Source organism: Nitrosococcus wardiae, assembly GCF_004421105.1.
In the GTDB taxonomy this organism is placed as follows: Bacteria; Pseudomonadota; Gammaproteobacteria; order Nitrosococcales; family Nitrosococcaceae; genus Nitrosococcus; species Nitrosococcus wardiae.
The window spans coordinates 1,866,207-1,893,183 of record NZ_CP038033.1; the positions used below are offsets into that span (position 1 = coordinate 1,866,207).

The 26,977-nt window shown below is 50.4% G+C and carries 24 protein-coding genes and 4 tRNA genes; 21 read left to right on the forward strand and 7 right to left on the reverse strand.

Going from position 1 to position 26,977, the window contains the following annotated elements:
- Window positions 1-11: 11 nt before the first annotated feature.
- From ubiB to galE, 7 genes are all read right to left on the reverse strand, one after another.
- Window positions 12-1,685 (reverse strand): ubiquinone biosynthesis regulatory protein kinase UbiB, encoded by a 1,674-nt coding sequence (ubiB, locus tag E3U44_RS09040; protein WP_134357836.1) that lies wholly within the window; start codon window positions 1,683-1,685, stop codon window positions 12-14.
- Entirely contained in the window at window positions 1,682-2,290 is a 609-nt protein-coding gene (locus E3U44_RS09045) for a ubiquinone biosynthesis accessory factor UbiJ (protein ID WP_134357837.1), read from the reverse strand. The genes ubiB and E3U44_RS09045 overlap by 4 nt, the downstream gene beginning before the upstream one ends.
- A gap of 95 nt (window positions 2,291-2,385) precedes the next feature.
- Window positions 2,386-3,132, reverse strand: a complete 747-nt coding sequence (gene ubiE, locus E3U44_RS09050) for a bifunctional demethylmenaquinone methyltransferase/2-methoxy-6-polyprenyl-1,4-benzoquinol methylase UbiE (RefSeq protein WP_134357838.1) — start codon at window positions 3,130-3,132, stop codon at window positions 2,386-2,388.
- 7 nt (window positions 3,133-3,139) lie between these two features.
- Window positions 3,140-3,532 (reverse strand): gamma-butyrobetaine hydroxylase family protein, encoded by a 393-nt coding sequence (locus tag E3U44_RS09055; RefSeq protein ID WP_206054937.1) that lies wholly within the window; start codon window positions 3,530-3,532, stop codon window positions 3,140-3,142.
- Between the two features lie 32 nt (window positions 3,533-3,564).
- A complete protein-coding gene (gene hslU / locus E3U44_RS09060; RefSeq protein WP_134357840.1) occupies window positions 3,565-4,890 on the reverse strand; it encodes an ATP-dependent protease ATPase subunit HslU in 1,326 nt (441 codons plus the stop codon).
- Between the two features lie 20 nt (window positions 4,891-4,910).
- Window positions 4,911-5,450 carry an ATP-dependent protease subunit HslV gene (gene hslV / locus E3U44_RS09065; protein WP_134357841.1) on the reverse strand — a complete coding sequence of 180 codons (540 nt, stop codon included), beginning with the start codon at window positions 5,448-5,450 and terminating at the stop codon, window positions 4,911-4,913.
- 140 nt (window positions 5,451-5,590) lie between these two features.
- Window positions 5,591-6,580: a UDP-glucose 4-epimerase GalE gene (gene galE / locus E3U44_RS09070; RefSeq protein WP_134357842.1), complete on the reverse strand. Its 990-nt coding sequence runs from the start codon at window positions 6,578-6,580 to the stop codon at window positions 5,591-5,593.
- Between the two features lie 175 nt (window positions 6,581-6,755).
- On the opposite strand from galE, the gene E3U44_RS09075 reads away from it, so the two are divergent.
- The 21 genes from E3U44_RS09075 (at window position 6,756) to rplW (ending at window position 26,967) form a co-directional block, all read left to right on the forward strand.
- Window positions 6,756-6,840: transfer RNA gene (locus E3U44_RS09075), tRNA-Tyr, on the forward strand.
- A 59-nt stretch (window positions 6,841-6,899) separates the two neighbouring features.
- Window positions 6,900-6,973: transfer RNA gene (locus tag E3U44_RS09080), tRNA-Gly, on the forward strand.
- A 55-nt stretch (window positions 6,974-7,028) separates the two neighbouring features.
- A tRNA-Thr gene (locus E3U44_RS09085) sits at window positions 7,029-7,104 on the forward strand.
- Between the two features lie 82 nt (window positions 7,105-7,186).
- Window positions 7,187-8,377 (forward strand): elongation factor Tu, encoded by a 1,191-nt coding sequence (gene tuf / locus E3U44_RS09090; RefSeq protein WP_134357843.1) that lies wholly within the window; start codon window positions 7,187-7,189, stop codon window positions 8,375-8,377.
- Window positions 8,378-8,487: 110 nt separating this feature from the next.
- Window positions 8,488-8,563 (forward strand) — tRNA-Trp (locus E3U44_RS09095).
- 74 nt (window positions 8,564-8,637) lie between these two features.
- A complete protein-coding gene (gene secE / locus E3U44_RS09100) occupies window positions 8,638-8,976 on the forward strand; it encodes a preprotein translocase subunit SecE (RefSeq protein WP_134357844.1) in 339 nt (112 codons plus the stop codon).
- A 9-nt stretch (window positions 8,977-8,985) separates the two neighbouring features.
- Window positions 8,986-9,519, forward strand: coding sequence for a transcription termination/antitermination protein NusG (gene nusG / locus E3U44_RS09105; protein WP_134357845.1), 534 nt, complete (start codon window positions 8,986-8,988; stop codon window positions 9,517-9,519).
- Window positions 9,520-9,602: 83 nt separating this feature from the next.
- Window positions 9,603-10,034 (forward strand): 50S ribosomal protein L11, encoded by a 432-nt coding sequence (rplK, locus tag E3U44_RS09110; RefSeq protein WP_134357846.1) that lies wholly within the window; start codon window positions 9,603-9,605, stop codon window positions 10,032-10,034.
- A gap of 5 nt (window positions 10,035-10,039) precedes the next feature.
- Window positions 10,040-10,735, forward strand: coding sequence for a 50S ribosomal protein L1 (rplA, locus tag E3U44_RS09115; protein WP_134357847.1), 696 nt, complete (start codon window positions 10,040-10,042; stop codon window positions 10,733-10,735).
- 297 nt (window positions 10,736-11,032) lie between these two features.
- Window positions 11,033-11,560 carry a 50S ribosomal protein L10 gene (rplJ, locus tag E3U44_RS09120; protein ID WP_134357848.1) on the forward strand — a complete coding sequence of 176 codons (528 nt, stop codon included), beginning with the start codon at window positions 11,033-11,035 and terminating at the stop codon, window positions 11,558-11,560.
- A 71-nt stretch (window positions 11,561-11,631) separates the two neighbouring features.
- The gene (gene rplL, locus E3U44_RS09125) at window positions 11,632-12,015 is read left to right on the forward strand and encodes a 50S ribosomal protein L7/L12 (RefSeq protein WP_134357849.1); all 384 of its coding nucleotides are present in this window, start codon (window positions 11,632-11,634) and stop codon (window positions 12,013-12,015) included.
- Between the two features lie 206 nt (window positions 12,016-12,221).
- Window positions 12,222-16,301: a DNA-directed RNA polymerase subunit beta gene (gene rpoB, locus E3U44_RS09130; RefSeq protein WP_134357850.1), complete on the forward strand. Its 4,080-nt coding sequence runs from the start codon at window positions 12,222-12,224 to the stop codon at window positions 16,299-16,301.
- Window positions 16,302-16,378: 77 nt separating this feature from the next.
- Window positions 16,379-20,590, forward strand: coding sequence for a DNA-directed RNA polymerase subunit beta' (gene rpoC / locus E3U44_RS09135; protein WP_134357851.1), 4,212 nt, complete (start codon window positions 16,379-16,381; stop codon window positions 20,588-20,590).
- Between the two features lie 177 nt (window positions 20,591-20,767).
- Window positions 20,768-21,142: a 30S ribosomal protein S12 gene (gene rpsL / locus E3U44_RS09140; RefSeq protein WP_013033329.1), complete on the forward strand. Its 375-nt coding sequence runs from the start codon at window positions 20,768-20,770 to the stop codon at window positions 21,140-21,142.
- 54 nt (window positions 21,143-21,196) lie between these two features.
- A complete protein-coding gene (gene rpsG / locus E3U44_RS09145) occupies window positions 21,197-21,667 on the forward strand; it encodes a 30S ribosomal protein S7 (protein ID WP_134357852.1) in 471 nt (156 codons plus the stop codon).
- Between the two features lie 47 nt (window positions 21,668-21,714).
- Window positions 21,715-23,808: an elongation factor G gene (gene fusA / locus E3U44_RS09150; protein WP_134357853.1), complete on the forward strand. Its 2,094-nt coding sequence runs from the start codon at window positions 21,715-21,717 to the stop codon at window positions 23,806-23,808.
- A 32-nt stretch (window positions 23,809-23,840) separates the two neighbouring features.
- On the forward strand, window positions 23,841-25,031 hold the full coding sequence (tuf, locus tag E3U44_RS09155) for an elongation factor Tu (protein WP_134357843.1): 1,191 nt from the start codon (window positions 23,841-23,843) through the stop codon (window positions 25,029-25,031).
- A 4-nt stretch (window positions 25,032-25,035) separates the two neighbouring features.
- On the forward strand, window positions 25,036-25,350 hold the full coding sequence (gene rpsJ, locus E3U44_RS09160) for a 30S ribosomal protein S10 (RefSeq protein WP_134357854.1): 315 nt from the start codon (window positions 25,036-25,038) through the stop codon (window positions 25,348-25,350).
- Window positions 25,351-25,385: 35 nt separating this feature from the next.
- Entirely contained in the window at window positions 25,386-26,036 is a 651-nt protein-coding gene (gene rplC / locus E3U44_RS09165; protein ID WP_134357855.1) for a 50S ribosomal protein L3, read from the forward strand.
- 17 nt (window positions 26,037-26,053) lie between these two features.
- Entirely contained in the window at window positions 26,054-26,674 is a 621-nt protein-coding gene (gene rplD, locus E3U44_RS09170) for a 50S ribosomal protein L4 (protein WP_134357856.1), read from the forward strand.
- On the forward strand, window positions 26,671-26,967 hold the full coding sequence (gene rplW / locus E3U44_RS09175) for a 50S ribosomal protein L23 (protein ID WP_134357857.1): 297 nt from the start codon (window positions 26,671-26,673) through the stop codon (window positions 26,965-26,967). The genes rplD and rplW overlap by 4 nt, the downstream gene beginning before the upstream one ends.
- Window positions 26,968-26,977 lie beyond the last annotated feature (10 nt).

Genomic DNA, 26,977 nt, shown 5'->3' on the forward strand with positions numbered 1-26,977 from the left:
GCCTTTCTGACTTAATTTCGCTCTAAACGCCAGGCTACAATGATGAATATGAAACCCACGCCTGCCAATAGCCAACTGAGGAGAGGCGCTCCCGCTAATATAATCGGGGTATAATCGCTCAGCCCATAGATGGTGGCTGCCCCTATCAAAAGAGCTGCCCCTGCTATAGCTGTCGTGGTGCGCAAGCTCGCGCGGCGTATCTCTTGATGCAATTCTTTGAGATCATCGGCAGAGACGCGTACCTGCAACTGCCCTTTGCTGGCTTGTTTTGTGATCTCGTGGATGAGCAAGGGAAGTTCAGGTAAGGCATTCGACCATCGGGGAGCATTTTGCCGTAGATTGTTATAGGCGGCATGGGGACCCGCCTGCTCGCTCATCCAGCGCTCCAAGATAGGCTTGGCAGTTTGCCATAGGTCCAACTCTGGATAGAGGTCACGGCCTAGGCCCTCAATATTCAACAAGGTTTTTTGTAGTAATACCAGTTGAGGTTGGACCTCCATATGGAAGCGACGGGCGGTTTGAAATAACCGGGTGAGTAGCTGACCAAAGGAGATTTCCTTCAAGGGGCGGTCAAAGATAGGTTCGCAAACGCTGCGAATGGCAGACTCAAACTCATCAACCCGGGTGCCGACGGGAACCCAACCGGCATCCACATGAAGTTCAGCCACACGCCGGTAGTTATGGTTGAAAAAGGCCAGGAAATTCTCTGCCAGGTAGCGTTGGTCTTCGGGTCCTAAAGTCCCCATGATGCCAAAGTCAAGGGCAATATAATAGGGGTTTTGGGGATTATCGGCGGAGACTAAGATATTCCCCGGGTGCATGTCGGCGTGAAAAAAGTTATGGCGAAAAACCTGAGTAAAGAAGATTTCTACACCGGTTTCGGCAAGCCGTTTGAAATTTATTCCCTGACGCCGCAGCTCATTGATATTACCAATAGGGATGCCTTGAACTTGCTCCATGACGAGTACATTAAGGCGGGTGTAATGCCAATACACCAGGGGCACATAGAGTTTAGTGGAACCGATGAAATTGCGTCGTAATTGAGAAGCGGAAGCTCCCTCTCGGAGCATGTCTAACTCGTCATATAAATTCTTTTCTAATTCTGCCACGATTTCGCGAGGACGTAATCGCGGTCCTTCCGACCAATATCGTTCGGCGAGGCCTGCTAACATATAAAGAAGATCCACATCGCCTTGGATAACCCGTTTGATTCCTGGCCGCACGACCTTAACGACGACCTTGCTTCCATCATGTAGCTGAGCGGCGTAAACTTGAGCAATAGAGGCTGATGCTAGAGGTTCCTCCTCAAAAATAGCAAAGACTTCGGAAAGACGCTGGCCATAGGCCGTTTCGATAATTTCTTTCGCCTCTTCGCTGGGGAAGGGCGCCACGCGATCTTGCAGTAAAGTGAGTTCTTCAGCGATATCGTCGGCTAATAGATCCCGGCGAGTGGATAACAGTTGGCCGAATTTGACGAAGATAGGCCCAAGATCTTCCAGGGTATGGCGGATTCGTACTCCCCGTGGTGCAGTAGTGGCAGTTTTACGCCAGTACCCGGGGGTAATGTACATCAAAAATCGTAAGGGACGAAACAGACGTGTGGCGAGGATAACCTCATCCAATCCGTGGCGCAGCAGGGTCCAATTAATATACGCTAAGCGCAGAAACTGACGAATTAAATTCATGGCTGCTGCTGTAATCGTTGAACGCGCGCTTCCAATCGCTCTAAATCGGCCCGAAGAGCGTCGATGGTATCGAGAAAGGGGGCGACTTCGCTACGATCAGGCAGCAATCGGGCTTCTTCGCGTAAGTATTCCGCTAGATCTTGACCGAGGACTCTGGTGGCCTGTTGGCTCCAAGCCCTAAAGCTCCGTATCCCATTCCCGATTTGATGGGCCAAAATATCTCCCGTATAGCGTGACAATAATTCTTCCCAGTCGAGGTCAAGGTTCTGGAGCAGCGTTCTGAGTTGCCGACCAAGTTCTACATCGCCGTGGATTTGTATCTCACCGGCAAGCAAGAGGCTAGAATCGGCGGGAGCAGCCGCCATCCGTAAAAGACCCAGAGGCGTGCCTGAGAGGGTCGCCGTTGGGGGCAAATCGCTGGAGGTATCCAAAGAGATGCCGTCAGCGGTCGGCTCAACGAAAATTTGCAAATCCAGACCGCGAAGCTCCACGGCAATGCAGCGACCTGACAGGGCGGCCACCCGGGCCAAGCTATCAGGATCAAGACGTAAAGAGGCGTTAATCGAGGCCTCAAAGGGGGCTAGTAAAATAGAGGGCACATACACGGTGTGGTGTCCTATGGGTCCCAGGCCTATATAAGGATAATGAAAAACATTGCTTGGTAATAAAAACTTAGGGCAACCGTCCTGACCCCATCGGGTCAGTATTTATAGCCTCTATGGAGGGCAACGATGCCCTGGCTTAAGTTATGAAAATCACAGTAATCGAATCCTGCAGATTGCATCAGGGTGCAGAGGGTTTCCTGATCCGGATGCCGGCGAATAGATTCTACTAAATAGCGATAACTCTCCGCATCTCCGGTCACCCATTTGCCAATTCGCGGCAAAGCCCAAAAAGAATAGGCGTCATAGGCAGGAGCCAACCAAGGTGCGGGTTTGGAAAATTCCAGCACTAGGAGTTGGCCACCTGGCTTCAAGGTTTGGTACATGGAATGTAAAGCGGTTTCTTTTTGGGTGACGTTGCGTAGGCCAAAAGCGATAGTGATTCGATCAAAATAATTGGCAGGGAAAGGCAAGTTTTCTGCGTTGGCCTGTACGTAGCTTAGATTGCCTACCTTGCCCAGGTTCGTTAGCCGCTCTCGGCCTTTCTCCAGCATGCTTGAATTGATGTCCGCGAGGACCACTTGGCCCTTGTTGCCGACACGGTCAGCGAATACTTTAACCAGATCTCCCGTGCCGCCTGCTAAGTCTAGGACTCGCATGCCAGGTCGAACACCACTGAGTTCGATAACAAAACGCTTCCACAGGCGGTGGATACCGAGGGACATAAGGTCGTTCATCAGATCATAACGGCTAGCGACAGAGTGAAAAACTTCGGCGACCTTATGTGCTTTTTCCTCTACAGGGACCTCCTGAAAACCAAAGTGGGTTATTTTTTCTTGCTCCATTCTTGATTTAGTCCGTACTTGAACCTTTTATTCCAGGTTGCCTGCGTTGATAACCCGCTTGCTGCAAGCGATCTAAATATTGCTGCCAAAGGGGGACTTGCTCTTGTCCTAGTTTATAGAGGTATCCCCAGGAGTAAAGGCCAGTATCGTGTCCGTCATCAAAGCGGAGTTTAATTGCATAATTGCCGACGGGCTCGATATCTTTGATATTAACGCTTTCTTTGCCGATGAGTAAGATCTCTTGTCCTGGGCTATGTCCCCGGACCTCGGCTGAGGGAGAGTACACCCGCAGAAATTCACAGGGAAGCGTAAAGTGAGCACCATCGTCAAAGCAGAGTTCAAGGACGCGGGAGTTTCGGCGGAGCTTGATCTCTGTGGGTTGAGGGTGCTGTGTTGCCATAATTTTGAGGCTAGAGGAGTTGCTAGGGGCTTTTAGAGGATATAGCGTGAGAGATCTTCGTCCTGGGCCAAATCAGCTAGTTGTGTGTCTACATAGGCGGTGTTAATGGTGACTTCTCGACTGGCATGCTCTTCCGCTTCAAAGGAGAGTCCCTCTAACAGGCGTTCCATGACGGTATGCAGGCGCCGGGCACCAATATTCTCTGTACGCTCATTGACGTGCCAAGCAATTTGGGCAATGCGTGCAATTCCGTCTTCGGTGAAGTACAAGGAGACTCCCTCAGTCTTCAATAGAGCGGTATATTGCTCAGTAAGAGAGGCACTGGGCTCGGTCAAGATACGCACAAAATCATTCACACTAAGGGCGCTAAGTTCGACCCGAATGGGTAGACGCCCTTGCAACTCTGGGATGAGATCTGAAGGTTTGGCTAGATGAAAGGCACCTGAAGCAATAAATAGGATGTGGTCGGTCCTCACCATACCATGTTTCGTGGAGACCGTACTTCCCTCTACCATCGGGAGTAAGTCACGCTGTACACCCTCACGGGAGACGTCCGTACCAGAGACTTCTGAGCGCTTGGCGATTTTGTCCATCTCGTCGAGAAAAACAATACCATTCTGTTCTACATTTTCCAGGGCGCGCGCTTTTAAGTCCTCATCGTTAATGAGTTTCCCGGCCTCTTCTTCAGTCAGAAGTTTGAACGCCTCACGGACCCGCAGTCGACGGGTACGGGTACGGGTACCGCCAAGATGTTGGAACATATTCTGGAGCTGACTGGTCATTTCCTCCATACCAGGAGGGGCCATAATTTCCACTCCCATGGAAACAGCCGCTAATTCTACTTCAATTTCCCGGTCATCTAATTTTCCCTCCCGCAGCATTTTGCGGAATTTTTGCCGAGTATTTGATTCTCCCTCTGTTGCTTCGCTAGCCACCGCCCGCGAGGGGGGTAAGAGGGCATTCAAGATTCGCTCCTCTGCCGCATCCTCAGCCCGGTCGCGGACCTTAGCCATTTCCTGTTCGCGAGTCATTTTGATGGCAATGTCCACCAGATCACGGATAATCGATTCCACATCTCGGCCAACATAGCCCACTTCGGTGAATTTAGTCGCTTCGACTTTCATAAAAGGAGCATTGGCTAGCTTTGCAAGACGTCGAGCAATTTCGGTTTTCCCCACGCCGGTGGGACCAATCATGAGAATGTTTTTGGGGGTGATCTCATGGCGCAGCTCTTCACTCACCTGGCGTCGACGCCAGCGATTGCGGAGAGCTACGGCTACAGCTCGTTTAGCCGCGGTTTGGCCGATAATATGTTTATCGAGTTCCTGAACGATTTGTCGAGGGGTGAGTTCGGGCATAATGTCTTGTTTTAGGAATTTCAACCGGAGAGTTCTTCGATGGTTAGGTAGCTGTTGGTATAAATACAGATATCAGCAGCAATATTCAGTGCTTTTTCGGTAATGGCACGGGCGCCGAGGTCAGTATTTTCAAGTAGAGCACGGGCTGCTGCTTGGGCATAAGGACCGCCTGAGCCAATGGCTATCAAGCCATATTCGGGTTCAATGACATCGCCATTCCCCGAGATAATATAAGAGGCTTTGAGGTTAGCCACGGCCAGTAGGGCTTCCAGCCGCCTGAGAGCGCGATCAGAACGCCAGTCCTTGGCTAATTCTACGGCAGCGCGGGTTAGGTTGCCTTGGTGCTTTTCCAATTTAGCCTCAAAGCGTTCAAAGAGTGTAAAAGCATCCGCTGTCCCGCCTGCAAAGCCAGCGATGACTTGTCCATGAAATAGGCGCCGCACCTTACGGGCATTGCCTTTCATGACAATATCGTTCATGCTCACTTGGCCGTCACCCCCGATGACAACTTGCTCTTGGCGTCGCACTGAGAGAATAGTTGTGCCTCGAAACTGTTCCAAAGGCTTATGCTCCTCTTATTTCTTAGCTTTAGATTTTAGATTCTACACCAAGAACCGTACTCCACACTATGCGCCGCTTAAAAGAGTGTCAAATGGAAGGCTCCCCCTCTCCTTTACAATTACAATGTTTACCCTCTGTGTCAGCCGCGTGCTAGCAGTTTATATTCCCAGTCTAGCGAAGTTTTGACGATAAAATCCAGGTTATCATATTGCGGTTGCCAACCTAATACGCCCCGCACTTGTTCAGCAGCAGCGATTAAGCGGGGTGGATCGCCGGGGCGGCGGGAACATTCCACTATTTTTAAAGGATGGCCATGAACGCGCTGGACAGCGTCAAGCACTTCGCGGACACTATAGCCATGGCCGTAGCCACAGTTTAGAATAGTGGATTGGCCGCCCTGTTTAAGATAATCGAGGGCTAAAATATGGGCTCTCGCCAAATCCTCTACATGAATATAATCGCGGATTCCTGTGCCATCGGGAGTGGGGTAATCGGTACCAAAGATATATATTTGATCTCGCTTTCCTACCGCAGCCTCACAAGCAACTTTAATGAGTAATGTGGCTTCACGGGTTGATTGGCCAATATGGCCAGTGGGGTCGGAGCCAGCGACGTTAAAATAGCGAAGAATTACATAGTTAAGATTGCTTGCTTGAGATAAATCGCGTAGCATCCATTCACTCATTAGCTTGGAAGTGCCATAGGGATTGATAGGGGCAGTAGGAGTATCCTCGGTGACCAGGGGAGTAGAGGGGATACCGTAAGTGGCTGCTGTGGAAGAAAAGATAAAGTATTTTACGCCCGCTGCCGCGCAGCACTCTAGGAGATTACGGGTGTAGCAAGTGTTATTGGCATAATACTTGAGTGGATTGGCAACGGATTCCGGGACAACAGTGTGGGCAGCAAAATGCATCACGGTGTCCACTTGATATTCTTTCAGAAGATTTCTTACCAGTTCACTATCTTTGGTATTCCCAACCACGAGATTGGCCTTGATAACAGCATCGGCAAAACCCGTTGAGAGGTTATCTAGGACGACGACACGATGAGACATCGCCGTTAACTGCTGGACCACATGGCTGCCAATGTAGCCTGCACCGCCGGTAACCAGTATTCCTTTTTGAGCCATAGCTTTAAATCTCCAATCTCGGTAAAATGCCTATTTTATGTATTAAAATGCCGCTATCGTAATGGGGGGATAGGTAATCACCGTTAGGGGTTATGATCTACTTAGATTAAACTTGGAAGCGTATCTAGTATTGACATTACGGCGAGGATGCACAAGAATATTGTGTTTACGTCTGGGAGGGGTTCCCGAGCGGTCAAAGGGATCAGACTGTAAATCTGACGGCTCAGCCTTCGGAGGTTCGAATCCTCCCCCCTCCACCAGCTCCAATTGATGGGAGGAACAGCCTCTTAAGTGAATCCTGCTGATCCTTAATATATTGGCGGGCGTAGTTCAATGGTAGAACCTCAGCCTTCCAAGCTGATGACGTGGGTTCGATTCCCATCGCCCGCTCCATGATTAGGTATGTTGGTCCCGATTGGAGTTTGCCGTAAATGTATGATGTTACTACGCCCATATAGCTCAGTCGGTAGAGCACTTCCTTGGTAAGGAAGAGGTCACCGGTTCAAATCCGGTTATGGGCTCCAATAAAGTTTTGAATAATATAGTCATGTCGCAATCATTGCGTTGTCAGGTTTATGTGACTCTCAGGTAAGGGGGTATCCATCCATGTCCAAGGCGAAATTTGAGCGGAAGAAGCCGCATATCAACGTAGGCACGATTGGTCACGTAGACCATGGAAAGACGACGTTAACGGCGGCGTTGACGAGGGTGTTATCGGAGCAATATGGGGGGGAGTTTAGGGCCTACGACCAGATTGACAATGCGCCGGAGGAGCGGGAGCGAGGGATTACGATAGCGACAGCGCATGTGGAGTATGAGACGGAGGCGCGGCACTATGCGCACGTGGACTGTCCTGGGCATGCGGATTATGTGAAGAACATGATTACGGGTGCGGCGCAGATGGACGGAGCGATATTGGTGGTATCGGCGGCGGATGGACCGATGCCGCAGACGCGGGAGCATATTTTGTTGGCGCGTCAGGTGGGGGTGCCGTTCATACTAGTGTATTTGAACAAGGCGGACATGGTGGACGATGCGGAGCTGCTGGAGTTGGTGGAGATGGAAGTTCGGGAGCTGTTGGACAGCTACCAGTTTCCTGGGGATGACACACCGATAGTGGTGGGCAGTGCGTTGAAGGCCTTGGAGGGGGACACGAGCGAGATAGGGATCCCGTCGATATTGAAGTTAGTGGAGGCGATGGATGCGTACATACCGGAGCCTCAGCGTGCGGTGGACCAACCGTTTTTGATGCCGATAGAGGATGTGTTTTCGATTTCGGGCCGCGGGACGGTGGTGACGGGACGTGTGGAGCGAGGGATTATCAAGGTTGGTGAGGAGATAGAGATCGTAGGGATGCGGGAGACGCAGAAGACGACCTGTACGGGAGTGGAGATGTTTCGCAAGCTCTTGGATGAGGGTCGAGCGGGTGACAACGTGGGGGTATTGTTGCGGGGGACCAAGCGCGAGGATGTGGAGCGAGGGCAGGTACTTGCGAAGCCGGGCTCGATTACGCCGCACACGAAGTTTAATGCGGAGGTGTATGTGCTTTCCAAGGAGGAGGGGGGCCGTCACACGCCGTTTTTTACGGGGTATCGTCCGCAGTTTTATTTTCGGACCACGGATGTGACCGGTGCCATTGATTTGCCTGAGGGGGTGGAGATGGTGATGCCGGGGGATAATATTCAGATGACGGTCAGTTTGATTGCGCCTATTGCCATGGAGGAGGGCTTGCGTTTTGCCGTCCGTGAAGGAGGGCGTACGGTAGGGGCCGGCGTCGTCAGTAAAGTTATCGAGTAAACTAGGAGCAGGGGCGGATTTGAAGTATTATCTGAGTAGTTCACTCGGTTGTTTTGTCCCCTATCTTATTGCTAGCGCTTATTGTGTCAATAGTTCTGTTTACTTTAACTAGGCCAGTAGCTCAATAGGCAGAGCGGCGGTCTCCAAAACCGCAGGTTGGGGGTTCGATTCCCTCCTGGCCTGCCATCTAGTTAAGTATTCACGCAAGGTTTTTTACCAGATTAAATATATTAACGCCGTCTTTGGTTTCCGAAATTATTATGGCAGACACCATTAAACTTGCGGTCGCAATATTGTTGCTAGGTACCGCTATTGGGTTATTTTATTATTTTAATGAGCAATCTACGCTCTTGCGTGTGCTGGGACTGCTTACAGCAGTAGGCATTTCGTTGGTAATCTTGGCAAAAACAACTCGGGGTCAAGCTGCGCTGAGTTTTGCTGGAGAGACCCGAACCGAATTTCGTAAAGTAGTTTGGCCGACACGACAAGAAACCATTCGTACAACGCTTATTGTTTTGCTGATGGTGATGGTGATGGCAAGCATACTATGGCTGTTTGACACGCTGCTGATGTGGATTGTCCGTCTATTGACTGGGTAGGGGGTTGAAGTGGCCAAGCGCTGGTATGTGGTCCAGGCTTTCTCTGGCTTTGAGCAGCAAGTAAAGCGCTCTCTTGAGGAGCGAATTCGCCGTTATGGGCTGCAGGAAAAATTTGGAGAAATCCTGGTGCCAACCGAGGAAGTCGTTGAAATGCGCGAGGGCCAAAAGCGGAAAAGTGAGCGTAAGTTCTTCCCTGGATATGTCTTAGTTCAAATGGAAATGAGCGATGAGGCCTGGCATTTGGTAAGGGATGTTCCTCGGGTGCTTGGTTTTATTGGGGGAACTAGCGATAAACCGGCGCCGATCACGGATGCTGAAGCTGAAAAGATACTAGAGCGGGTCCGGGAAGGGGCAGAGCAGCCAAGACCAAAAATTTTATTTGAGCCTGGTGAAATGGTGCGTGTGATAGAAGGACCTTTTACCGATTTCAACGGTGTGGTTGAAGAAGTTAATTATGAGAAAAATAAACTTCGAGTGGCAGTATTGATTTTTGGCCGCTCTACTCCGGTCGAACTCGATTTTGGGCAAGTTGAAAAGAGATAGTTGCAGTGGCTAGGAAACTGGCTATCTGAGGACAAGGTTTCGGGGAGGTGGGAGCGCCGCTTGCACCCGATAGGAGCAAAACCATGGCAAAGAAGATAGAAGCTTATATTAGGCTGCAAGTACCCGCTGGACAGGCCAATCCAAGCCCTCCGGTAGGCCCGGCTTTGGGTCAACGTGGCGTTAATATTATGGAGTTCTGTAAGACGTTTAATGCTCAGACCCAGGGGTTGGAGCAGGGGATGCCTATCCCGGTGGTGATTACGGTTTATTCTGATCGTAGTTTCACCTTCGTGACCAAAACACCGCCAGCTTCGGTGTTGCTTAAAAAGGCAGCAGGAGTCACCTCTGGGAGTAGCCAACCTAACACCAATAAGGTGGGTAGGGTTACCCGTGCCCAACTAGAGGAGATTGCAGAAACGAAAATGCCTGATTTGACGGCCGCAGATAAGGATGCGGCCGTTCGCACCATTGCCGGTAGTGCACGCAGTATGGGTCTGGAAACGGAGGGAGTCTAAAAGCCATGGCTAAAATGGGTAAGCGGCTAGCTGGGATTCGGGAAAAACTGGAGCCGGGGAAGTTCTATTCGGTGGAGGAAGCCTTAAGCCTGCTTAAAGAGTCTGCAACGGCTAAATTTGAAGAGTCAGTCGACGCTGCTATTAACCTTGGCGTTGACCCGCGTAAGTCTGATCAGGTGGTACGGGGTTCAACAGTATTGCCTAATGGCATCGGTAAAACAGTGCGTGTAGCGGTCTTTACCCAAGGCGCTAATCTTGATGCAGCAAAAGAAGCAGGAGCTGATGTCGTTGGGCTTGAGGATTTAGCTGAGAAGGTAAAGGCTGGCGAAACCGACTTTGATGTGGTCATTGCATCCCCAGATGCTATGCGCGTAGTGGGGCAGTTGGGTCCAATCCTAGGTCCTCGTGGGCTGATGCCCAATCCCAAGGTGGGGACGGTGACCACTGATGTAGTCGGTGCTGTGACCAAGGCTAAAGCGGGGCAGGTTCGTTACCGGACAGATAAAGCGGGTATCATTCATTGTTCAATTGGCAAGGTCTCATTTGATGTAGCTGCTCTTAAGCAAAATCTTCAAGCCTTAGTTGAAGATCTCAGGAAGCTGAAGCCTGCCTCGGCGAAAGGCGTGTACCTAAAAAAACTGACTTTGTCTACCACTATGGGCCCCGGTGTAGCTGTGGAACAAGCGACTCTTTCCGATTAAGCGGGGCGATTTTTTAACATTTGAGTTCATCGTTTCTATGATGGGCTCTGCTTATTTGAGAGTGTTTGAGGGCCGCCTACTGAATATATCGTAGGCTGTCTAAGACCGCAGGCGTATTGAGCTTAATGGGTTGGCGGGATGCCAGTCAGCCTGCGCAGACGGTAGGCCCTGCTACTACTACGGAATGTTGTGGCAACGGCTGCCGTAATTGGAAAAGGTTGAAGGATGGTTCAACCTCCAATGGGTATTCATCTATACACAAGGATGTGGCAGGGATTAATTAAGGAGGCAATAAGGTTGAGTCTTAATCTGGAAGCAAAAAAGGCTGTTGTTGCCGAAGTGGCGGCAGTTGCCTCTCAAGCTCATTCCGCTGTTGCTGCTGAGTATCGTGGATTAACTGTTGCTGAGATGACGAAGCTCAGGACGGCTGCTCGCGAGGGAAAAGTTTATCTGCGTGTAGTACGCAATACGTTAGCGTCTCGTGCCCTGGAAGGAACCGAATTCGAGTGCATGCGCGATGGTTTAAGGGGACCTTTGATGCTGGCGTTTTCTCGCGAGGAGCCTAGTGCTGCGGCGCGGCTGATTCGGGATTTTGGCAAGGAGCATGCCAAGCTTGTAGTGAAGATGGGTTGTGTTGGGGGTAGATTATTGCCCCCTGAGCAGGTCAAGGCCCTAGCGGAAATGCCCACTAAGGAGCAGTCAATTGCTATGCTTATGGGCGTTTTGCAAGCGCCAATCAGCAAGTTTGTCCGCACCTTGGCTGAGCCAACGGCGAAGTTGGTGCGCACCGTTGCTGCTGTGCGGGATCAAAAACAAGCGACCTAGATTAGCGGTTAGAAGGCTGTTTGGAGCTTAGGCAACATTCTGTATTAGGCAAAAGGTTTACGGAGTTAACGATGGCTGTAACGAAAGAAGAAATCTTAGAAACGATTTCGAATATGACTGTCATGGATGTGGTTGAATTGATTGAAGCCATGGAGGAAAAATTTGGCGTTAGCGCCGCTGCGCCAGTGGCTGCAGTAGCTGCGCCTGCAGCCGGTGCTGAGGCGGGGGCTGCAGCTGAAGAAAAAACGGAGTTTGATGTGGTAATGGCAAGCTTTGGTTCTAATAAGGTGCAAGTCATTAAAGCTGTGCGCGGTATCACCGGTCTTGGCCTCAAGGAAGCTAAGGATTTGGTGGAAGGCGCTCCTTCAGCGATTAAGGAAGGAATCTCTAAAGATGAAGCTGAGGAAATCAAAAAGCAGTTAGAGGAGGCAGGCGCCAGCGTCGAGGTTAAATAACGCGATAGCGCGATTGTTTATTATCCGTGTGAACGGAAAATTGGCTGGTGGCTACTGCCACCAGCCTTTTTCCGTTTCTTTAGCTTCTGCCCAAGCTCTGTGCTTGGCAGAGGCGATGACCCGTCTCTAGAGAGTGCCAGCAACGCGGTGGCTATCCTTACCCGCTGCTGGTTTTTTTGATAGCAGGCACTCGCCGAGGTGATAAGATGCCCTACTCGTTGACCGAGAAGAAGCGTATTCGTAAAGATTTTGGCAAGCTTTATAGTATACTGAAAACTCCCTTCTTGCTAGCAACACAAATTGAATCCTTCCGTGATTTCTTACAAATGGATGCGCCTCCCAATAAGCGGGAGGATAAAGGGTTACATGCAGCATTTCAGGGCGTGTTTCCCATCAAGAGCTACACAGAATACGCGGAGCTCCAGTATGTCAGTTATCACCTTGGTACTCCCTCGTTTGATGTTAAGGAGTGCCAAGTACGAGGTTTGACTTATGCGGCTCCACTGCGGGTTAAGTTGCGCCTGGTTATCTATGACAAGGAGGCTCCTGCTAGCGAGCAAGTTGTCAAGGATGTAAAAGAACAAGAAGTCTACATGGGGGAAATTCCTTTGATGACCCCAAAAGGGAATTTTGTTATTAACGGAACAGAGCGGGTTATCGTCTCCCAATTACATCGCTCTCCAGGAGTCATTTTTGAGCATGATAAGGGAAAGACCCATTCCTCAGGGAAATTACTTTTCTCTGCTAGGATAATCCCCTATCGCGGATCTTGGCTAGATTTTGAATTTGATCCTAAAGACTGCGTCTATGCCCGTATTGATCGTCGGCGCAAATTGCTAGCAACCATATTGTTACGTGCCCTGGGTTATAGCACTGAGGAAATCCTGATGATGTTCTTTGAAACTATTACGGTTCATCACCAGGGTTCAGTTTACCTGTTAGATTTGCTGCCTCAGCGGCTGCGCGGTGAGTCTCTGCCCTTTGATATTATCAGCCCAGATGGTGAGGTTATTGTTGAAGCCGAGCGACGGGTTACAGCACGGCATATCAGGCAGATGGAAAAGGCGGGGATGGAGACTCTGTCTGCACCCAAGGAATTTTTAATAGGGAAGATTCTGGCTCGAGATCTAGTGGATACTGACACCGGAGAAGTCTTGGCTAGAGCCAATGATGAAATTACAGCAGAGTTAATGGAGGCCATAGCTGGCGCCGATATCCAATCCTTCGATCTTATCTATACCAATGAGTTAGATCGTGGCCCTTTTATCTCTGATACCTTGCGGTTAGATCTTACCACCACGCCTTTGGAGGCCCAAATGGAAATCTACCGCGTGATGCGTCCTGGAGAGCCGCCGACTAAGGAGGCGGCACAGAATTTATTCCAAAATCTGTTTTTCAATCCGGAACGCTACGATCTCTCTCCGGTGGGGCGAATGAAGTTTAATCGTCGCCTTGGGAGAGAGGATATTGTTGGCCTGGGGGTTCTATCAAAAGAGGATATTGTTGATGTCATAAAGACTTTAATTGATATCCGCAACGGTTATGGCAGTGTGGATGATGTTGACCACCTGGGCAACCGCCGAGTGCGCAGTGTTGGTGAGATGGCGGAGAACCAATTTCGGGTAGGCTTGGTTCGGGTCGAGCGGGCGGTGCGGGAGCGCTTAAGCTTGGCTGAATCGGAAGGGTTGATGCCCCAGGAATTAATTAATGCGAAACCGGTATCGGCAGCGATTAAGGAATTTTTTGGTTCTAGCCAACTGTCGCAATTTATGGACCAGAACAACCCTTTGTCGGAGGTAACCCATAAGCGACGGGTTTCTGCCCTAGGGCCAGGAGGACTCACCCGTGAGCGGGCGGGGTTTGAAGTGCGTGACGTACATCCTACCCATTATGGCCGGGTTTGTCCCATTGAGACACCAGAAGGTCCAAATATTGGTTTGATCAATTCCTTAGCGGTTTATGCTAGAACTAATCGATATGGTTTTATTGAGACGCCTTACCGAAAAGTAGTTGAAAGCAAGGTGACCGGCGAAGTGGAATATCTGTCGGCCATTGAGGAAGGACAGTATGTGATTGCCCAAGCAAATGCGACTGCTGATGAGGAAGGCCGCCTTGTGGATATGCTCGTTTCCTGTCGCCACAAGAATGAATTCACGCTTTTGCCACCGGAAAAGGTGCAGTACATCGATGTGTCACCTAAACAGATTGTATCGGTAGCCGCATCTTTGATCCCCTTTTTAGAACACGACGATGCTAATCGTGCATTAATGGGATCTAACATGCAACGCCAGGCAGTACCTACTTTGCGGGCGGAGACCCCCTTAGTGGGGACGGGTATTGAGAAGGTTGTGGCCCGCGATTCAGGGGTCATGGTGGTTGCCCGCCGTGGGGGTGTCGTGGATTCTGTGGATGCAGCCCGGGTGGTAGTGCGAGTCAATGATGAGGAAACGGCTGCTGATGAGCCCGGGGTTGATATTTACAATCTCACTAAGTACGCCCGCTCAAATCAAAATACGTGTATTAACCAGCGGCCCTTGGTGAAACCAGGTGAGGTTGTGGCAGCGGGTGATGTCCTGGCAGATGGTCCGTCAACAGATATGGGTGAGTTGGCTTTGGGGCAGAATCTTCTCGTGGCCTTTATGCCCTGGAATGGCTATAACTTCGAGGACTCAATCCTTATCTCCGAGCGAGTGGTGGAAGAAGAACGTTTTACTTCCATCCATATTGAAGAGTTGAGTTGCTTTGCTCGGGACACCAAGCTAGGCCCAGAAGAGATCAGCAGCGATATTCCCAATGTAAGCGAAGCAGCTCTGTCCAAGCTGGACGAGGCGGGTATTGTTTATATCGGTGCGGAAGTCAAACCCGGTGATATTTTGGTAGGCAAGGTGACTCCCAAAGGGGAAACTCAATTGACACCGGAGGAGAAGCTGCTACGAGCCATTTTTGGGGAAAAGGCTTCTGATGTGAAGGACACTTCCCTACGGGTGCCTTCGGGTATGCATGGCACTGTCATTGATGTTCAGGTCTTTACCCGTGATGGTGTGGAAAAAGACTCCCGGGCCTTGCAGATAGAAGAGATGGAATTAGCTAAAATCAAAAAGGATTTGCGCGATGAGTTTCGTATCGTAGAGGCAGATATCTACCAGCGCTTAGAGAAAGTATTGGTGGGTAAGATTGCCGAAGGAGGGCCGGCAGGATTAGGCGCGGGTAGCAAGATCACAATGAATTATCTTGCCGATTTGCCTAAGGATCGATGGTTTGAGATTCGACTGCGTAGTGAGGAAGCTGATAAACAGCTGGAATGGGCTGCTGGGCAACTAAAGGAGCAACGGGCGGCAATGGACGAAAAGTTCCAGCAACAGCGGGCCAAGCTTACTTCTGGGCATGATCTGCCCCCCGGTGTCCAAAAAATGGTAAAGGTCTATTTGGCAGTAAAACGCCGTATCCAGCCAGGCGATAAGATGGCTGGTCGGCATGGGAATAAGGGCGTGATTTCTACTATCGTGCCTCTTGAAGACATGCCTTATATGGAAGATGGGACCTCAGTGGATATCGTGCTTAACCCCCTAGGGGTGCCTTCTCGGATGAATATTGGCCAGATCCTGGAGACTCATTTGGGATGGGCGGCAAAAGGCCTAGGTCGAAGGATTGGCGCTCTCCTTGATTCAAGAAGTCAAGTTTCTGAATTGCGTGGTTTTCTGGAGCGGGTGTATAACACCAGTGGCAAAAAAGAAGACCTAAATTCTCTGAGGGATGAGGAGATATTGGAACTGGCCACCAACCTGCGTAATGGTGTTCCTATGGCAACACCGGTATTTGATGGGGCTTCTGAGAAGGAAATCAAAGCGATGCTAGAGCTAGCTGATTTGCCTACTAATGGTCAAACAACGCTGTATGATGGAAGAACGGGAGAAGCTTTCGCCCGCCCGGTAACGGTAGGGTATATGCATATGCTTAAGCTCAATCACTTGATTGATGACAAAATGCATGCTCGGTCGACTGGCCCTTATAGCTTAGTCACTCAGCAGCCTCTGGGTGGAAAAGCCCAGTTTGGTGGACAGCGTTTTGGTGAGATGGAAGTATGGGCCCTGGAATCCTATGGCGCTGCCTATACTTTGCAGGAGATGCTCACTGTGAAATCTGATGATGTGAACGGGCGTACCAAGATGTATAAGAACATCGTGGATGGTGATTACCGAATGGAAGCGGGTATGCCTGAGTCGTTTAATGTATTGACAAAGGAAATTCGTGCCCTCGGTATCGATATCGAACTGGAACAGGACTAAATGGCCACAGAAATGGGAAAACGAGCCGATGGTCACAATAGACATATCCGCCAGCCCTGGCTATGGAGGACCGCATAATGAGAGATTTACTGAATTTGCTTAAGCAGCAAAACCAGATCGAGGAGTTCGATTCCATACGCATTGGTCTGGCATCTCCCGATATGATCCGGGCTTGGTCATACGGAGAGGTCAAGAAGCCTGAAACCATCAATTATCGGACTTTTAAGCCGGAACGTGACGGGCTTTTTTGCGCTAAAATTTTTGGCCCAGTTAAAGACTACGAGTGTTTATGCGGCAAATATAAGCGCCTCAAACATCGCGGCGTGATTTGCGAGAAATGTGGGGTAGAGGTGACTCTGGCCAAAGTTCGCCGGGAGCGTATGGGACATATTGAGCTGGCGAGCCCAGTGGCTCATATTTGGTTCTTAAAATCGTTGCCTTCGCGGATCAGTTTACTTTTAGATATGACACTTCGCGATATTGAGCGGGTTCTCTACTTCGAGGCTTCCGTGGTTATTGAGCCAGGCATGACTCCTTTGGAGCGGGGGCAACTCTTAGCGGATGAGGCCTACCTTCAAGCCATTGAGGAATATGGCGATGAGTTTGATGCCCGTATGGGAGCAGAAGCGGTCCAGGAGATGCTTAAAACCCTTGATCTCAAAGGAGAAGCCACAAAACTGCGGGAGGAAATTACCAGTACGAACTCTGACACCAAGATTAAGAAGCTTAGTAAACGGCTTAAGCTTATCGAAGCTTTTATCGATTCAGGCAACCGCTCCGAATGGATGATTTTAGAAGTTCTCCCGATTTTACCGCCCGATTTACGACCCCTGGTGCCTTTGGAAGGAGGGCGTTTTGCCACCTCTGATCTTAACGATCTATACCGGCGGGTGATTAATCGCAATAATCGTCTTAAACGGCTATTAGATTTGAATGCCCCTGATATCATCGTGCGCAATGAAAAACGCATGCTCCAGGAGTCAGTGGATGCTCTCTTGGATAATGGGCGTCGCGGCCGAGCGATTACGGGGACCAATAAGCTGCCTTTAAAATCGTTAGCCGATATGATCAAAGGCAAACAGGGACGGTTTCGGCAAAATCTACTGGGTAAGCGGGTGGATTATTCTGGTCGTTCTGTCATTGTGGTGGGGCCAACCCTTAAGCTGCACCAGTGTGGTTTGCCCAAGAAAATGGCACTGGAACTTTTTAAACCTTTCATCTTTGGTAAGTTGGAACGGGCTGGACTTGCCACCACGATTAAGGCAGCAAAGAAACTGGTAGAGCGGGAAGGTCCTGAGGTATGGGATGTGTTAGAGGAGGTGATCCGGGAGCACCCGGTTATGCTTAATCGGGCCCCTACCTTGCACCGCCTGGGCATCCAGGCTTTCGAGCCGGTGCTCATTGAAGGTAAGGCGATTCAGCTCCACCCTTTGGTTTGTGTGGCTTTTAATGCTGACTTTGATGGCGACCAGATGGCAGTTCATGTACCGCTGTCTTTGGAGGCCCAGCTGGAAGCCCGGGCCCTTATGATGTCTACAAACAATATTCTGTCACCGGCTAATGGGGAGCCCATTATTGGTCCCACCCAGGATGTAGTTTTAGGGCTGTACTACATGACCTGTGAGCGGGTAAATGCCAAGGGTGAGGGAATGCTCTTTGCTGATGTCAATGAAGTACGACGTGCCTATGAGACAGCGGTGGTTGATCTCCATGCGAAAGTTTCCGTGCGTATTACCGAAACGGACCTTTCTAAACCCGAAGATGAGCGTGAAACGACCCGTATCGTGAATACGACAGTGGGACGAGCTCTACTTTCAGAGCTATTGCCGCCAGGGCTGCCTTTCGAATTAGTCGATAGGAATATGACTAAAAAGGAGATTTCTAAATTAGTCAATACCTGTTATCGGCGCCTGGGTCTTAAAACCACAGTAGTATTTGCTGATCGCCTGATGTACCTCGGATTCCGGCAAGCGACTCTGAGTGGTATCTCCATTGGTGTTGATGACATGGTCGTACCAGAGGAAAAGCAAGCCATTCTCGTTAGGGCGGAAGAAGAGGTGAAGGAAATTGAGGAACAATACGCCTCAGGCTTAGTTACCAATGGCGAGCGGTATAACAAAGTCGTGGATATTTGGTCCCATACCAATGACCAAGTGGCCAAGGCAATGATGGAACGGTTAGGGAGTGAAGAGGTGCAGGATGCAGAGGGTAAAGTCGTTAAACAACAAACCTTTAACTCCATCTATATGATGGCCGATTCGGGGGCCCGGGGATCGGCTGCCCAGATCCGCCAGCTTGCAGGTATGCGGGGCTTGATGGCTAAGCCAGACGGCTCGATCATTGAAACGCCCATTACGGCTAATTTCCGTGAAGGACTAGATGTATTGCAGTACTTTATTTCTACCCATGGAGCTCGTAAGGGGTTGGCTGACACAGCGCTAAAAACGGCTAATTCTGGGTACTTGACTCGACGCTTAGTAGACGTAGCCCAGGACTTGGTGATTACAGAGGATGATTGTGGCACCACCCGCGGAATTAGCATGACTCCGCTGGTAGAGGGTGGTGATGTTGTAGAGCCGTTACGAGAGCGCGTTCTAGGCCGGGTATTGGCGCTTGAGGTTTATGTGCCCGGGAGCAATGAAGTGGCGATACCTGCCGGCACGCTGCTAGATGAGTCATGGGTCGATCATCTTGAAACCCTCGGTATTGATGCGGTGAAAGTCCGTTCACCTATTACCTGTGAGACTCGTTATGGGGTCTGTGCTGGTTGTTATGGTCGAGATCTGGGGCGGGGCCACCGCATCAATGTGGGTGAAGCCATTGGCGTCATCGCGGCTCAATCCATCGGTGAACCAGGTACCCAGCTGACTATGCGCACTTTCCATATTGGAGGAGCAGCATCCCGAACGGTAACCACCAATAGTATTGAGATTAAGTACAAAGGCAGCATTCGGTTGCATAATGTTAAGATAGTTCAGCACGAAAGTGGTAAATATGTTGCTGTCTCTCGCTCCGGGGAAGTTCACGTAGTGGATGAGCAGGGGCGTGATCGGGAACGCTATAAGATTCCCTATGGTGCTGAGCTTTCGGTGGGAGATGGCGATGTGGTGGAACCGGGGCAAGTGGTTGCCACCTGGGATCCTCATACTCACCCTGTGATTACAGAAGTGGCGGGCAAAGTCAGGCTTCAGGATTTTGTGGAAGGCACCACCGTGGAACGCCAGGTTGATGAGGTCACGGGTCTGACAAGCCTCACTGTGCTCGATCCTAAGCAACGAGGTGCCGCTGCTAGGGAATTGCGTCCGCTGGTCAAGTTAGTTGATGAAACAGGCAATGACTTATGCCTTGCAGGAACGGATATCCCTGCCCATTATTATTTGCCAGCGGGGGCCATCGTTTCGGTAGAGGATGCAACCATGGTTGGTGTGGGTGATGTGTTAGCGCGATTGCCCCAAGAATCTAGTAAGACACGTGATATCACGGGCGGTTTGCCGAGAGTAGCCGATCTATTCGAGGCACGCAAACCAAAAGATCCTGCTGTCCTTGCCGAAATTTCGGGGACCGTAAGTTTTGGTAGGGAAACCAAGGGTAAACAGCGGCTTATTATTACGGGCAGTGATGGCGAACGGCATGAAGAGTTGATCCCCAAGTGGCGCCAAGTCAATGTGTTCGAGGGTGAACACGTTGAAAAAGGCGAAGTAATCGTCGATGGACCCCCGGCGCCTCATGACATTCTACGTCTAAGGGGGGTGGAGGAGTTAACTCAATATATCGTTAACGAGGTCCAGGATGTGTATCGCCTACAAGGAGTGAAAATTAATGACAAGCACATCGAAGTTATTGTTTGCCAAATGCTTCGCAAGATAGAAGTAATAGAACCTGGAGATACCAGCTTTCTTAAGGGTGAGCAGGTTGATAAAGCGCGATTGTTGGAGGAAAATGAGAAGGTGGAGAAAGAGGGCAAATTATCTGCCCGTTTTGAACCGGTGCTCTTGGGTATCACCAAGGCCTCACTAGCGACCGAATCTTTCATTTCGGCCGCTTCCTTCCAGGAAACTACGCGTGTGCTTACAGAAGCAGCAGTGACGGGTAAGAGCGACGAGTTGCGCGGATTAAAGGAAAATGTGATTGTCGGCCGTTTAATTCCCGCAGGGACGGGATTAGCCTATCATTCTGAGCGGCGCCGCAAGCGGCATATATTAGAGCAATCAGAAGCTTTAACAGGGGAGGCGGGCTCCTCTCGTTATGGTGAGGGCGAAATTTCCGAGTCAGGTGCTGCGACTGCTTGACAAAAACCCTCATCGAGCCTAAAATTCCCAGTTTCCTACGTAGGCGTCCTCCTTGAAAAGGTCAAGGAGGACGCCGTAAGTTTAGAAACTAGAAACCCAAATCCTGAAGCGTTCACTCTCCGATCATAATCGGCGTTTGGACGCTTAACTTTATTTTGTCCGGAGTATTCAGAATTCATGGCTACCATTAACCAGTTGGTTCGCAAGCCGCGGGTACGGCAGAGAAAGAAAAGTAATGTACCTGCATTGCAGGCCTGTCCCCAAAAGCGGGGAGTCTGTACTCGGGTCTACACGACTACGCCCAAGAAACCTAACTCAGCCTTGCGTAAGGTGGCCCGCGTACGCTTAACCAACAGCATGGAAGTTACCTCCTATATCGGGGGTGAAGGCCATAATTTACAGGAACACTCTGTGGTTTTGATTCGGGGTGGTCGTGTCAAGGACTTGCCCGGTGTGCGTTACCACATCGTACGGGGTTCCTTAGATACAGCAGGGGTAGGGGATCGTCGGCAGGGTCGCTCTAAATATGGGGCCAAGCGCCCAAAGGGCTAGTGATATCCCCTCATAAAATGAGGTTGGATGAAATAAACGAACTGGACGGAAGAGATGCCAAGAAAACGGGTTATTACTGGGCGAGAAGTTTTACCAGATCCCAAATATGGAAGCGCACAGCTAGCTAAGTTTATTACTATTCTTATGCTCAATGGCAAGAAATCGCTGGCAGAGAAAATAGTCTATGGAGCCTTGGATCGCGCGGCAGAAAAAGCGAACCAAGAACCCATGGATATTTTGGAAAAGGCGTTAGAAAATGTTCGTCCATTAGTTGAGGTTAAATCCCGTCGGGTAGGTGGGGCAACCTACCAGGTGCCTGTAGAGGTCCGTCCTGAGCGACGTTCTACCCTTGCGATGCGTTGGCTGGTGGAAGCTGCCCGCAAACGGGGCGAGAAATCCATGGGGTTGCGTCTCGCTGGAGAACTCATGGATGCTTATGAGGGTAAAGGAACTGCGGTCAAGAAAAGGGAGGACACTCATCGCATGGCAGAGGCAAATAAGGCTTTTGCCCACTATCGCTGGTGAGTATCTAAATGGTTCGGATTATTTCTTCAAATTAAGGATTTGCTGTCGTGGCCCGGAAGACCCCTATCGAACGCTATCGTAATATCGGCATTATGGCCCATATCGATGCCGGTAAAACTACTACCACTGAACGTATCCTGTACTATACGGGTGTCTCCCATAAGATTGGTGAGGTGCATGATGGTGCTGCCGCTATGGACTGGATGGAGCAGGAACAGGAAAGGGGAATTACGATTACCTCTGCAGCGACCACCTGTTTCTGGAAAGGCATGGAGAGGCAATTTCCTGAGCACCGGATCAATATCATTGATACGCCAGGGCATGTGGACTTTACCATTGAGGTAGAACGTTCTCTGCGGGTGTTGGATGGTGCTGTTGCTGTATTCTGTGCCGTAGGGGGGGTTGAACCCCAATCAGAAACTGTATGGCGGCAGGCAAATAAATATGAAGTCCCCCGCCTGGCATTTGTTAATAAGATGGACCGCCAGGGGGCTGATTTCTTCCGAGTAGTCGGGCAAGTTCGTACTAGGTTAGCGGCTAACCCCATTCCTATTCAGGTGCCTATTGGGGCTGAGGAAAACTTTAAGGGGGTGGTTGATCTCATTAGGATGAAGGCCATCTATTGGGATGAAGCCAACATGGGTATGACTTTTGAAGAAAAGGATATACCGGGAGATCTACAAGCCACTTGCGATGAATATCGGGAAAAGATGGTGGAGGCTGCTGCCGAGGCCTCCGAATCATTAATGGAAAAGTATCTTGAAGAAGATGATCTGTCGGCGGAAGATATTACTAAGGGCCTTCGTACCCGAACCTTGAGCGGGGAGATCGTTCCGGCTTTGTGTGGCTCAGCCTTTAAAAATAAGGGGGTGCAGGCGGTATTGGATGCGGTGATTTCTTATATGCCTTCTCCCGTTGAAGTTCCTCCTATCAAAGGTATCAAACAAGATGAAACCGAAGTTGAACGCCATGCTTCTGATGAAGAGCCGTTTGCTGCTCTAGCTTTTAAGATTGCCTCCGATCCCTATGTGGGAAATCTTACTTTTTTCCGAGTTTATTCTGGGATCTTAAGTTCAGGAGATACGGTTTATAACGCGGCTTCTGGAAACCGTGAGCGCATTGGCCGTTTGCTCCAGATGCATGCTAATAGTCGGGAAGAAATTAAAGATGTGGGAGCGGGCGACATCGCTGCTGCGGTCGGTCTGAAGAATGTGACTACGGGTGACACCTTATGTGATATGGACCACATTGTTTTATTGGAGCGGATGGAGTTTCCCGAGCCCGTAATCTCCGTTGCCATTGAGCCTAAAACCAAGGCGGATCAAGAAAAGATGTCCCTTGCCCTTGGAAAACTGGCTAAGGAAGATCCCTCTTTTAGGGTGCGTACGGACGAAGAATCGGGCCAGACTATCATCTCGGGGATGGGGGAGTTACACCTTGATATTATTGTTGATCGCATGAAGCGAGAGTTTAAGGTGGAGGCTAATGTAGGCGCTCCCCAAGTGGCTTATCGGGAAACCATACGGCAAAGTGTGGAACAGGAAGGTAAGTTTGTACGCCAGAGCGGTGGCCGTGGTCAGTATGGCCATGTATGGCTTCGGATCGAACCCCAAGAGCGGGGTAAGGGATATGAGTTTATTAACAAAATTGTGGGCGGTGTTATCCCCAAGGAGTTTATTCCTGCCGTTGACAAGGGGATAAAAGAGCAGACCGAAAATGGAGTAATTGCCGGATATCCGGTAGTGGATGTCAAGATCACATTGTATGACGGCTCATACCATGATGTAGATTCTAGTGAAATGGCCTTCAAAATTGCGGGCTCTATGGCTTTCAAGGAAGGCATGCAAAAAGCAGATCCTGTGCTGCTTGAGCCTATTATGAAGGTGGAAGTAGTCACCCCGGAGGAATACATGGGTGACGTGATGGGTGATCTTAATCGGCGCCGTGGCATGGTGCAGGGAATGGATGACGCCCCTAGTGGCAAGATCATTCGTGCGGAGGTGCCATTGGCAGAAATGTTCGGTTACGCTACTGATCTCCGTTCGGCTACTCAGGGACGGGCTAACTATACGATGGAGTTTTCAAAGTATAATGAGGCGCCCTCTAACATCGCTGGGGCAATTATTAAAAAGTCTCAATAAGATAGACAGTTATTTTTGTGAGGTGAGCGACTGTGTCCAAGGCGAAATTTGAGCGGAAGAAGCCGCATATCAACGTAGGCACGATTGGTCACGTAGACCATGGAAAGACGACGTTAACGGCGGCGTTGACGAGGGTGTTATCGGAGCAATATGGGGGGGAGTTTAGGGCCTACGACCAGATTGACAATGCGCCGGAGGAGCGGGAGCGAGGGATTACGATAGCGACAGCGCATGTGGAGTATGAGACGGAGGCGCGGCACTATGCGCACGTGGACTGTCCTGGGCATGCGGATTATGTGAAGAACATGATTACGGGTGCGGCGCAGATGGACGGAGCGATATTGGTGGTATCGGCGGCGGATGGACCGATGCCGCAGACGCGGGAGCATATTTTGTTGGCGCGTCAGGTGGGGGTGCCGTTCATACTAGTGTATTTGAACAAGGCGGACATGGTGGACGATGCGGAGCTGCTGGAGTTGGTGGAGATGGAAGTTCGGGAGCTGTTGGACAGCTACCAGTTTCCTGGGGATGACACACCGATAGTGGTGGGCAGTGCGTTGAAGGCCTTGGAGGGGGACACGAGCGAGATAGGGATCCCGTCGATATTGAAGTTAGTGGAGGCGATGGATGCGTACATACCGGAGCCTCAGCGTGCGGTGGACCAACCGTTTTTGATGCCGATAGAGGATGTGTTTTCGATTTCGGGCCGCGGGACGGTGGTGACGGGACGTGTGGAGCGAGGGATTATCAAGGTTGGTGAGGAGATAGAGATCGTAGGGATGCGGGAGACGCAGAAGACGACCTGTACGGGAGTGGAGATGTTTCGCAAGCTCTTGGATGAGGGTCGAGCGGGTGACAACGTGGGGGTATTGTTGCGGGGGACCAAGCGCGAGGATGTGGAGCGAGGGCAGGTACTTGCGAAGCCGGGCTCGATTACGCCGCACACGAAGTTTAATGCGGAGGTGTATGTGCTTTCCAAGGAGGAGGGGGGCCGTCACACGCCGTTTTTTACGGGGTATCGTCCGCAGTTTTATTTTCGGACCACGGATGTGACCGGTGCCATTGATTTGCCTGAGGGGGTGGAGATGGTGATGCCGGGGGATAATATTCAGATGACGGTCAGTTTGATTGCGCCTATTGCCATGGAGGAGGGCTTGCGTTTTGCCGTCCGTGAAGGAGGGCGTACGGTAGGGGCCGGCGTCGTCAGTAAAGTTATCGAGTAGCGGCATGGCCAAGCAACAAGTTATTAGGATTCGGTTAAAGGCATTTGATCACCGCCTGATTGACCAGTCCGCACGGGAAATTGTAGATACCGCCAAGCGCACAGGTGCGCACGTACGGGGGCCAATCCCTTTGCCCACCCGGAAGGAGCGGTTTACGATTTTGATATCGCCCCATGTTAACAAGGATGCTCGAGATCAGTATGAGATCCGTACCCACAAGCGGTTGATGGATATTGTTGATCCCACAGAAAAGACTGTCGACGCCTTGATGAAGCTAGACTTAGCTGCGGGTGTTGATGTCCAGATCAAGTTAACTTGACAAAATAATGCGACGGTAGACACGAGGATAGGCGAATGACAATCGGATTAGTCGGCCGGAAGTTGGGGATGACCCGGGTCTTTACGGAGGAGGGAACATCAATACCGGTAACGGTCATTGAGGCAACTCCCAATCGGGTTTCCCAGATTAAGTCTCTGGAGCGGGATAGCTATCGGGCATTACAAGTGACGGTAGGGAAGATGCGACCTTCCCGAGTCACCAAACCTTTAAAGGGGCACTTTGCAAAGGCTGGGGTAGAGCCTGGTCGAAAATTGCACGAGTTTCGCCTTGTAGAGGGGGAAGGAGCAAATATTGAGGCTGGCAACGAATTAAAGGTCAGCTTGTTCGAAGTTGGGCAGAAGGTTGATGTTACGGGTATCACCCGTGGGCGTGGCTTTGCTGGTGTGGTTCGCCGTTATCGTTTTGGTGGTGGAGATGCTAGCCATGGTAATTCATTATCCCACCGTGCCCCAGGTTCTATCGGCCAATGCCAGACTCCAGGTCGGGTATTTAAAGGAAAAAAAATGGCCGGGCAGATGGGAAATGTACAACGCACTGTTCAAAACCTTGAATTAGTGCGGGTTGACGAGGAGCGCCATTTGCTATTGGTGAAAGGGGCCATACCTGGTGCGCCAGGGGGGGATGTGGTAGTGAAGCCTGCAGCCAAGGTCGCGGTAAGTAAGTAGATAATAAGGAGGAAGCGGTGGAGCTCGCAGTGCAATCGCTCGCAGAAAACGCTGAAACGGGTATGATACAAGTATCCGATGTTGTGTTTGCTCAATACTTTAACGAGCCTCTTATCCATCAAGTGGTGACTGCTTATTTGGCGAAGGATCGAGCGGGCACGCGTGCTCAAAAAACACGCTCAGAAGTTCGAGGCGGTGGTGCTAAGCCTTTTCGCCAGAAAGGGACGGGGCGTGCTCGAGCAGGTACTATTCGGAGTCCCCTATGGCGGGGAGGCGGTAAGGTTTTTGCTGCTAAGCCGAGGGATTACTCGCAGAAGGTAAACAAAAAAATGTATCGAGCTGCTATGCGCTCGATCCTCTCGGAACTTGCGCGTCAAGATAGGTTGCGGGTGGTCAATGAAATTGTATTTCCTGAACCTAAGACAAAGGAACTAGTTAAAATATTAAGGACTTATGATTGGCATAGCGTGTTGGTGGTGATTGCTGAAGATAATCCTAATCTTGAATTATCTGCTAGGAATATCCCGGCGGTTGCCGTGAATAACGCGAATAGTGTCAGTCCTGTTAACCTGATCCGGTTTGATGGGGTTCTAGCAACAGATGCTGCAATCCGTTGTTTTGAGGAGAGCCTCGCATGAACGAGGAGCGTTTAACTAAAGTTATTTTGGCGCCAGTGATTTCAGAAAAAAGCACCCTGGTAGGGGAAAAACATAACCAGGTGGTGCTGAAAGTGTTGCCCGACGCTAACAAGCGAGAGGTTAAACAGGCAGTTGAGCTTTTGTTTGATGTCAAAGTCGCTAGGGTGCGCACAGCACGTATTAAGGGAAAGAACAAGCGTTTTGGCCGTTACACCGGTCGCCGTAGTGATTGGAAAAAGGCTTATGTGTCGCTACAGGCAGGCCATGAGATTGACTTTATGGGTGCCGAGTAAACGCGGGATT

Coding starts and splice junctions, on each gene's coding strand:
- ubiE (WP_134357838.1), bottom strand. CDS start 3,132: ATGGAGCAAGAAAAAATAACCCACTTTGGTTTTCAGGAGGTCCCTGTA.
- E3U44_RS09055 (WP_206054937.1), bottom strand. CDS start 3,532: ATGGCAACACAGCACCCTCAACCCACAGAGATCAAGCTCCGCCGAAAC.
- hslU (WP_134357840.1), bottom strand. CDS start 4,890: ATGCCCGAACTCACCCCTCGACAAATCGTTCAGGAACTCGATAAACAT.
- rpsL (WP_013033329.1), top strand. CDS start 20,768: ATGGCTACCATTAACCAGTTGGTTCGCAAGCCGCGGGTACGGCAGAGA.
- rplA (WP_134357847.1), top strand. CDS start 10,040: ATGGCTAAAATGGGTAAGCGGCTAGCTGGGATTCGGGAAAAACTGGAG.
- rpoC (WP_134357851.1), top strand. CDS start 16,379: ATGAGAGATTTACTGAATTTGCTTAAGCAGCAAAACCAGATCGAGGAG.
- rpsG (WP_134357852.1), top strand. CDS start 21,197: ATGCCAAGAAAACGGGTTATTACTGGGCGAGAAGTTTTACCAGATCCC.
- galE (WP_134357842.1), bottom strand. CDS start 6,580: ATGGCTCAAAAAGGAATACTGGTTACCGGCGGTGCAGGCTACATTGGC.
- ubiB (WP_134357836.1), bottom strand. CDS start 1,685: ATGAATTTAATTCGTCAGTTTCTGCGCTTAGCGTATATTAATTGGACC.
- rpoB (WP_134357850.1), top strand. CDS start 12,222: ATGCCCTACTCGTTGACCGAGAAGAAGCGTATTCGTAAAGATTTTGGC.
- secE (WP_134357844.1), top strand. CDS start 8,638: ATGGCAGACACCATTAAACTTGCGGTCGCAATATTGTTGCTAGGTACC.
- rplL (WP_134357849.1), top strand. CDS start 11,632: ATGGCTGTAACGAAAGAAGAAATCTTAGAAACGATTTCGAATATGACT.
- rplW (WP_134357857.1), top strand. CDS start 26,671: ATGAACGAGGAGCGTTTAACTAAAGTTATTTTGGCGCCAGTGATTTCA.
- tuf (WP_134357843.1), top strand. CDS start 7,187: ATGTCCAAGGCGAAATTTGAGCGGAAGAAGCCGCATATCAACGTAGGC.
- rplC (WP_134357855.1), top strand. CDS start 25,386: ATGACAATCGGATTAGTCGGCCGGAAGTTGGGGATGACCCGGGTCTTT.
- rpsJ (WP_134357854.1), top strand. CDS start 25,036: ATGGCCAAGCAACAAGTTATTAGGATTCGGTTAAAGGCATTTGATCAC.
- rplK (WP_134357846.1), top strand. CDS start 9,603: ATGGCAAAGAAGATAGAAGCTTATATTAGGCTGCAAGTACCCGCTGGA.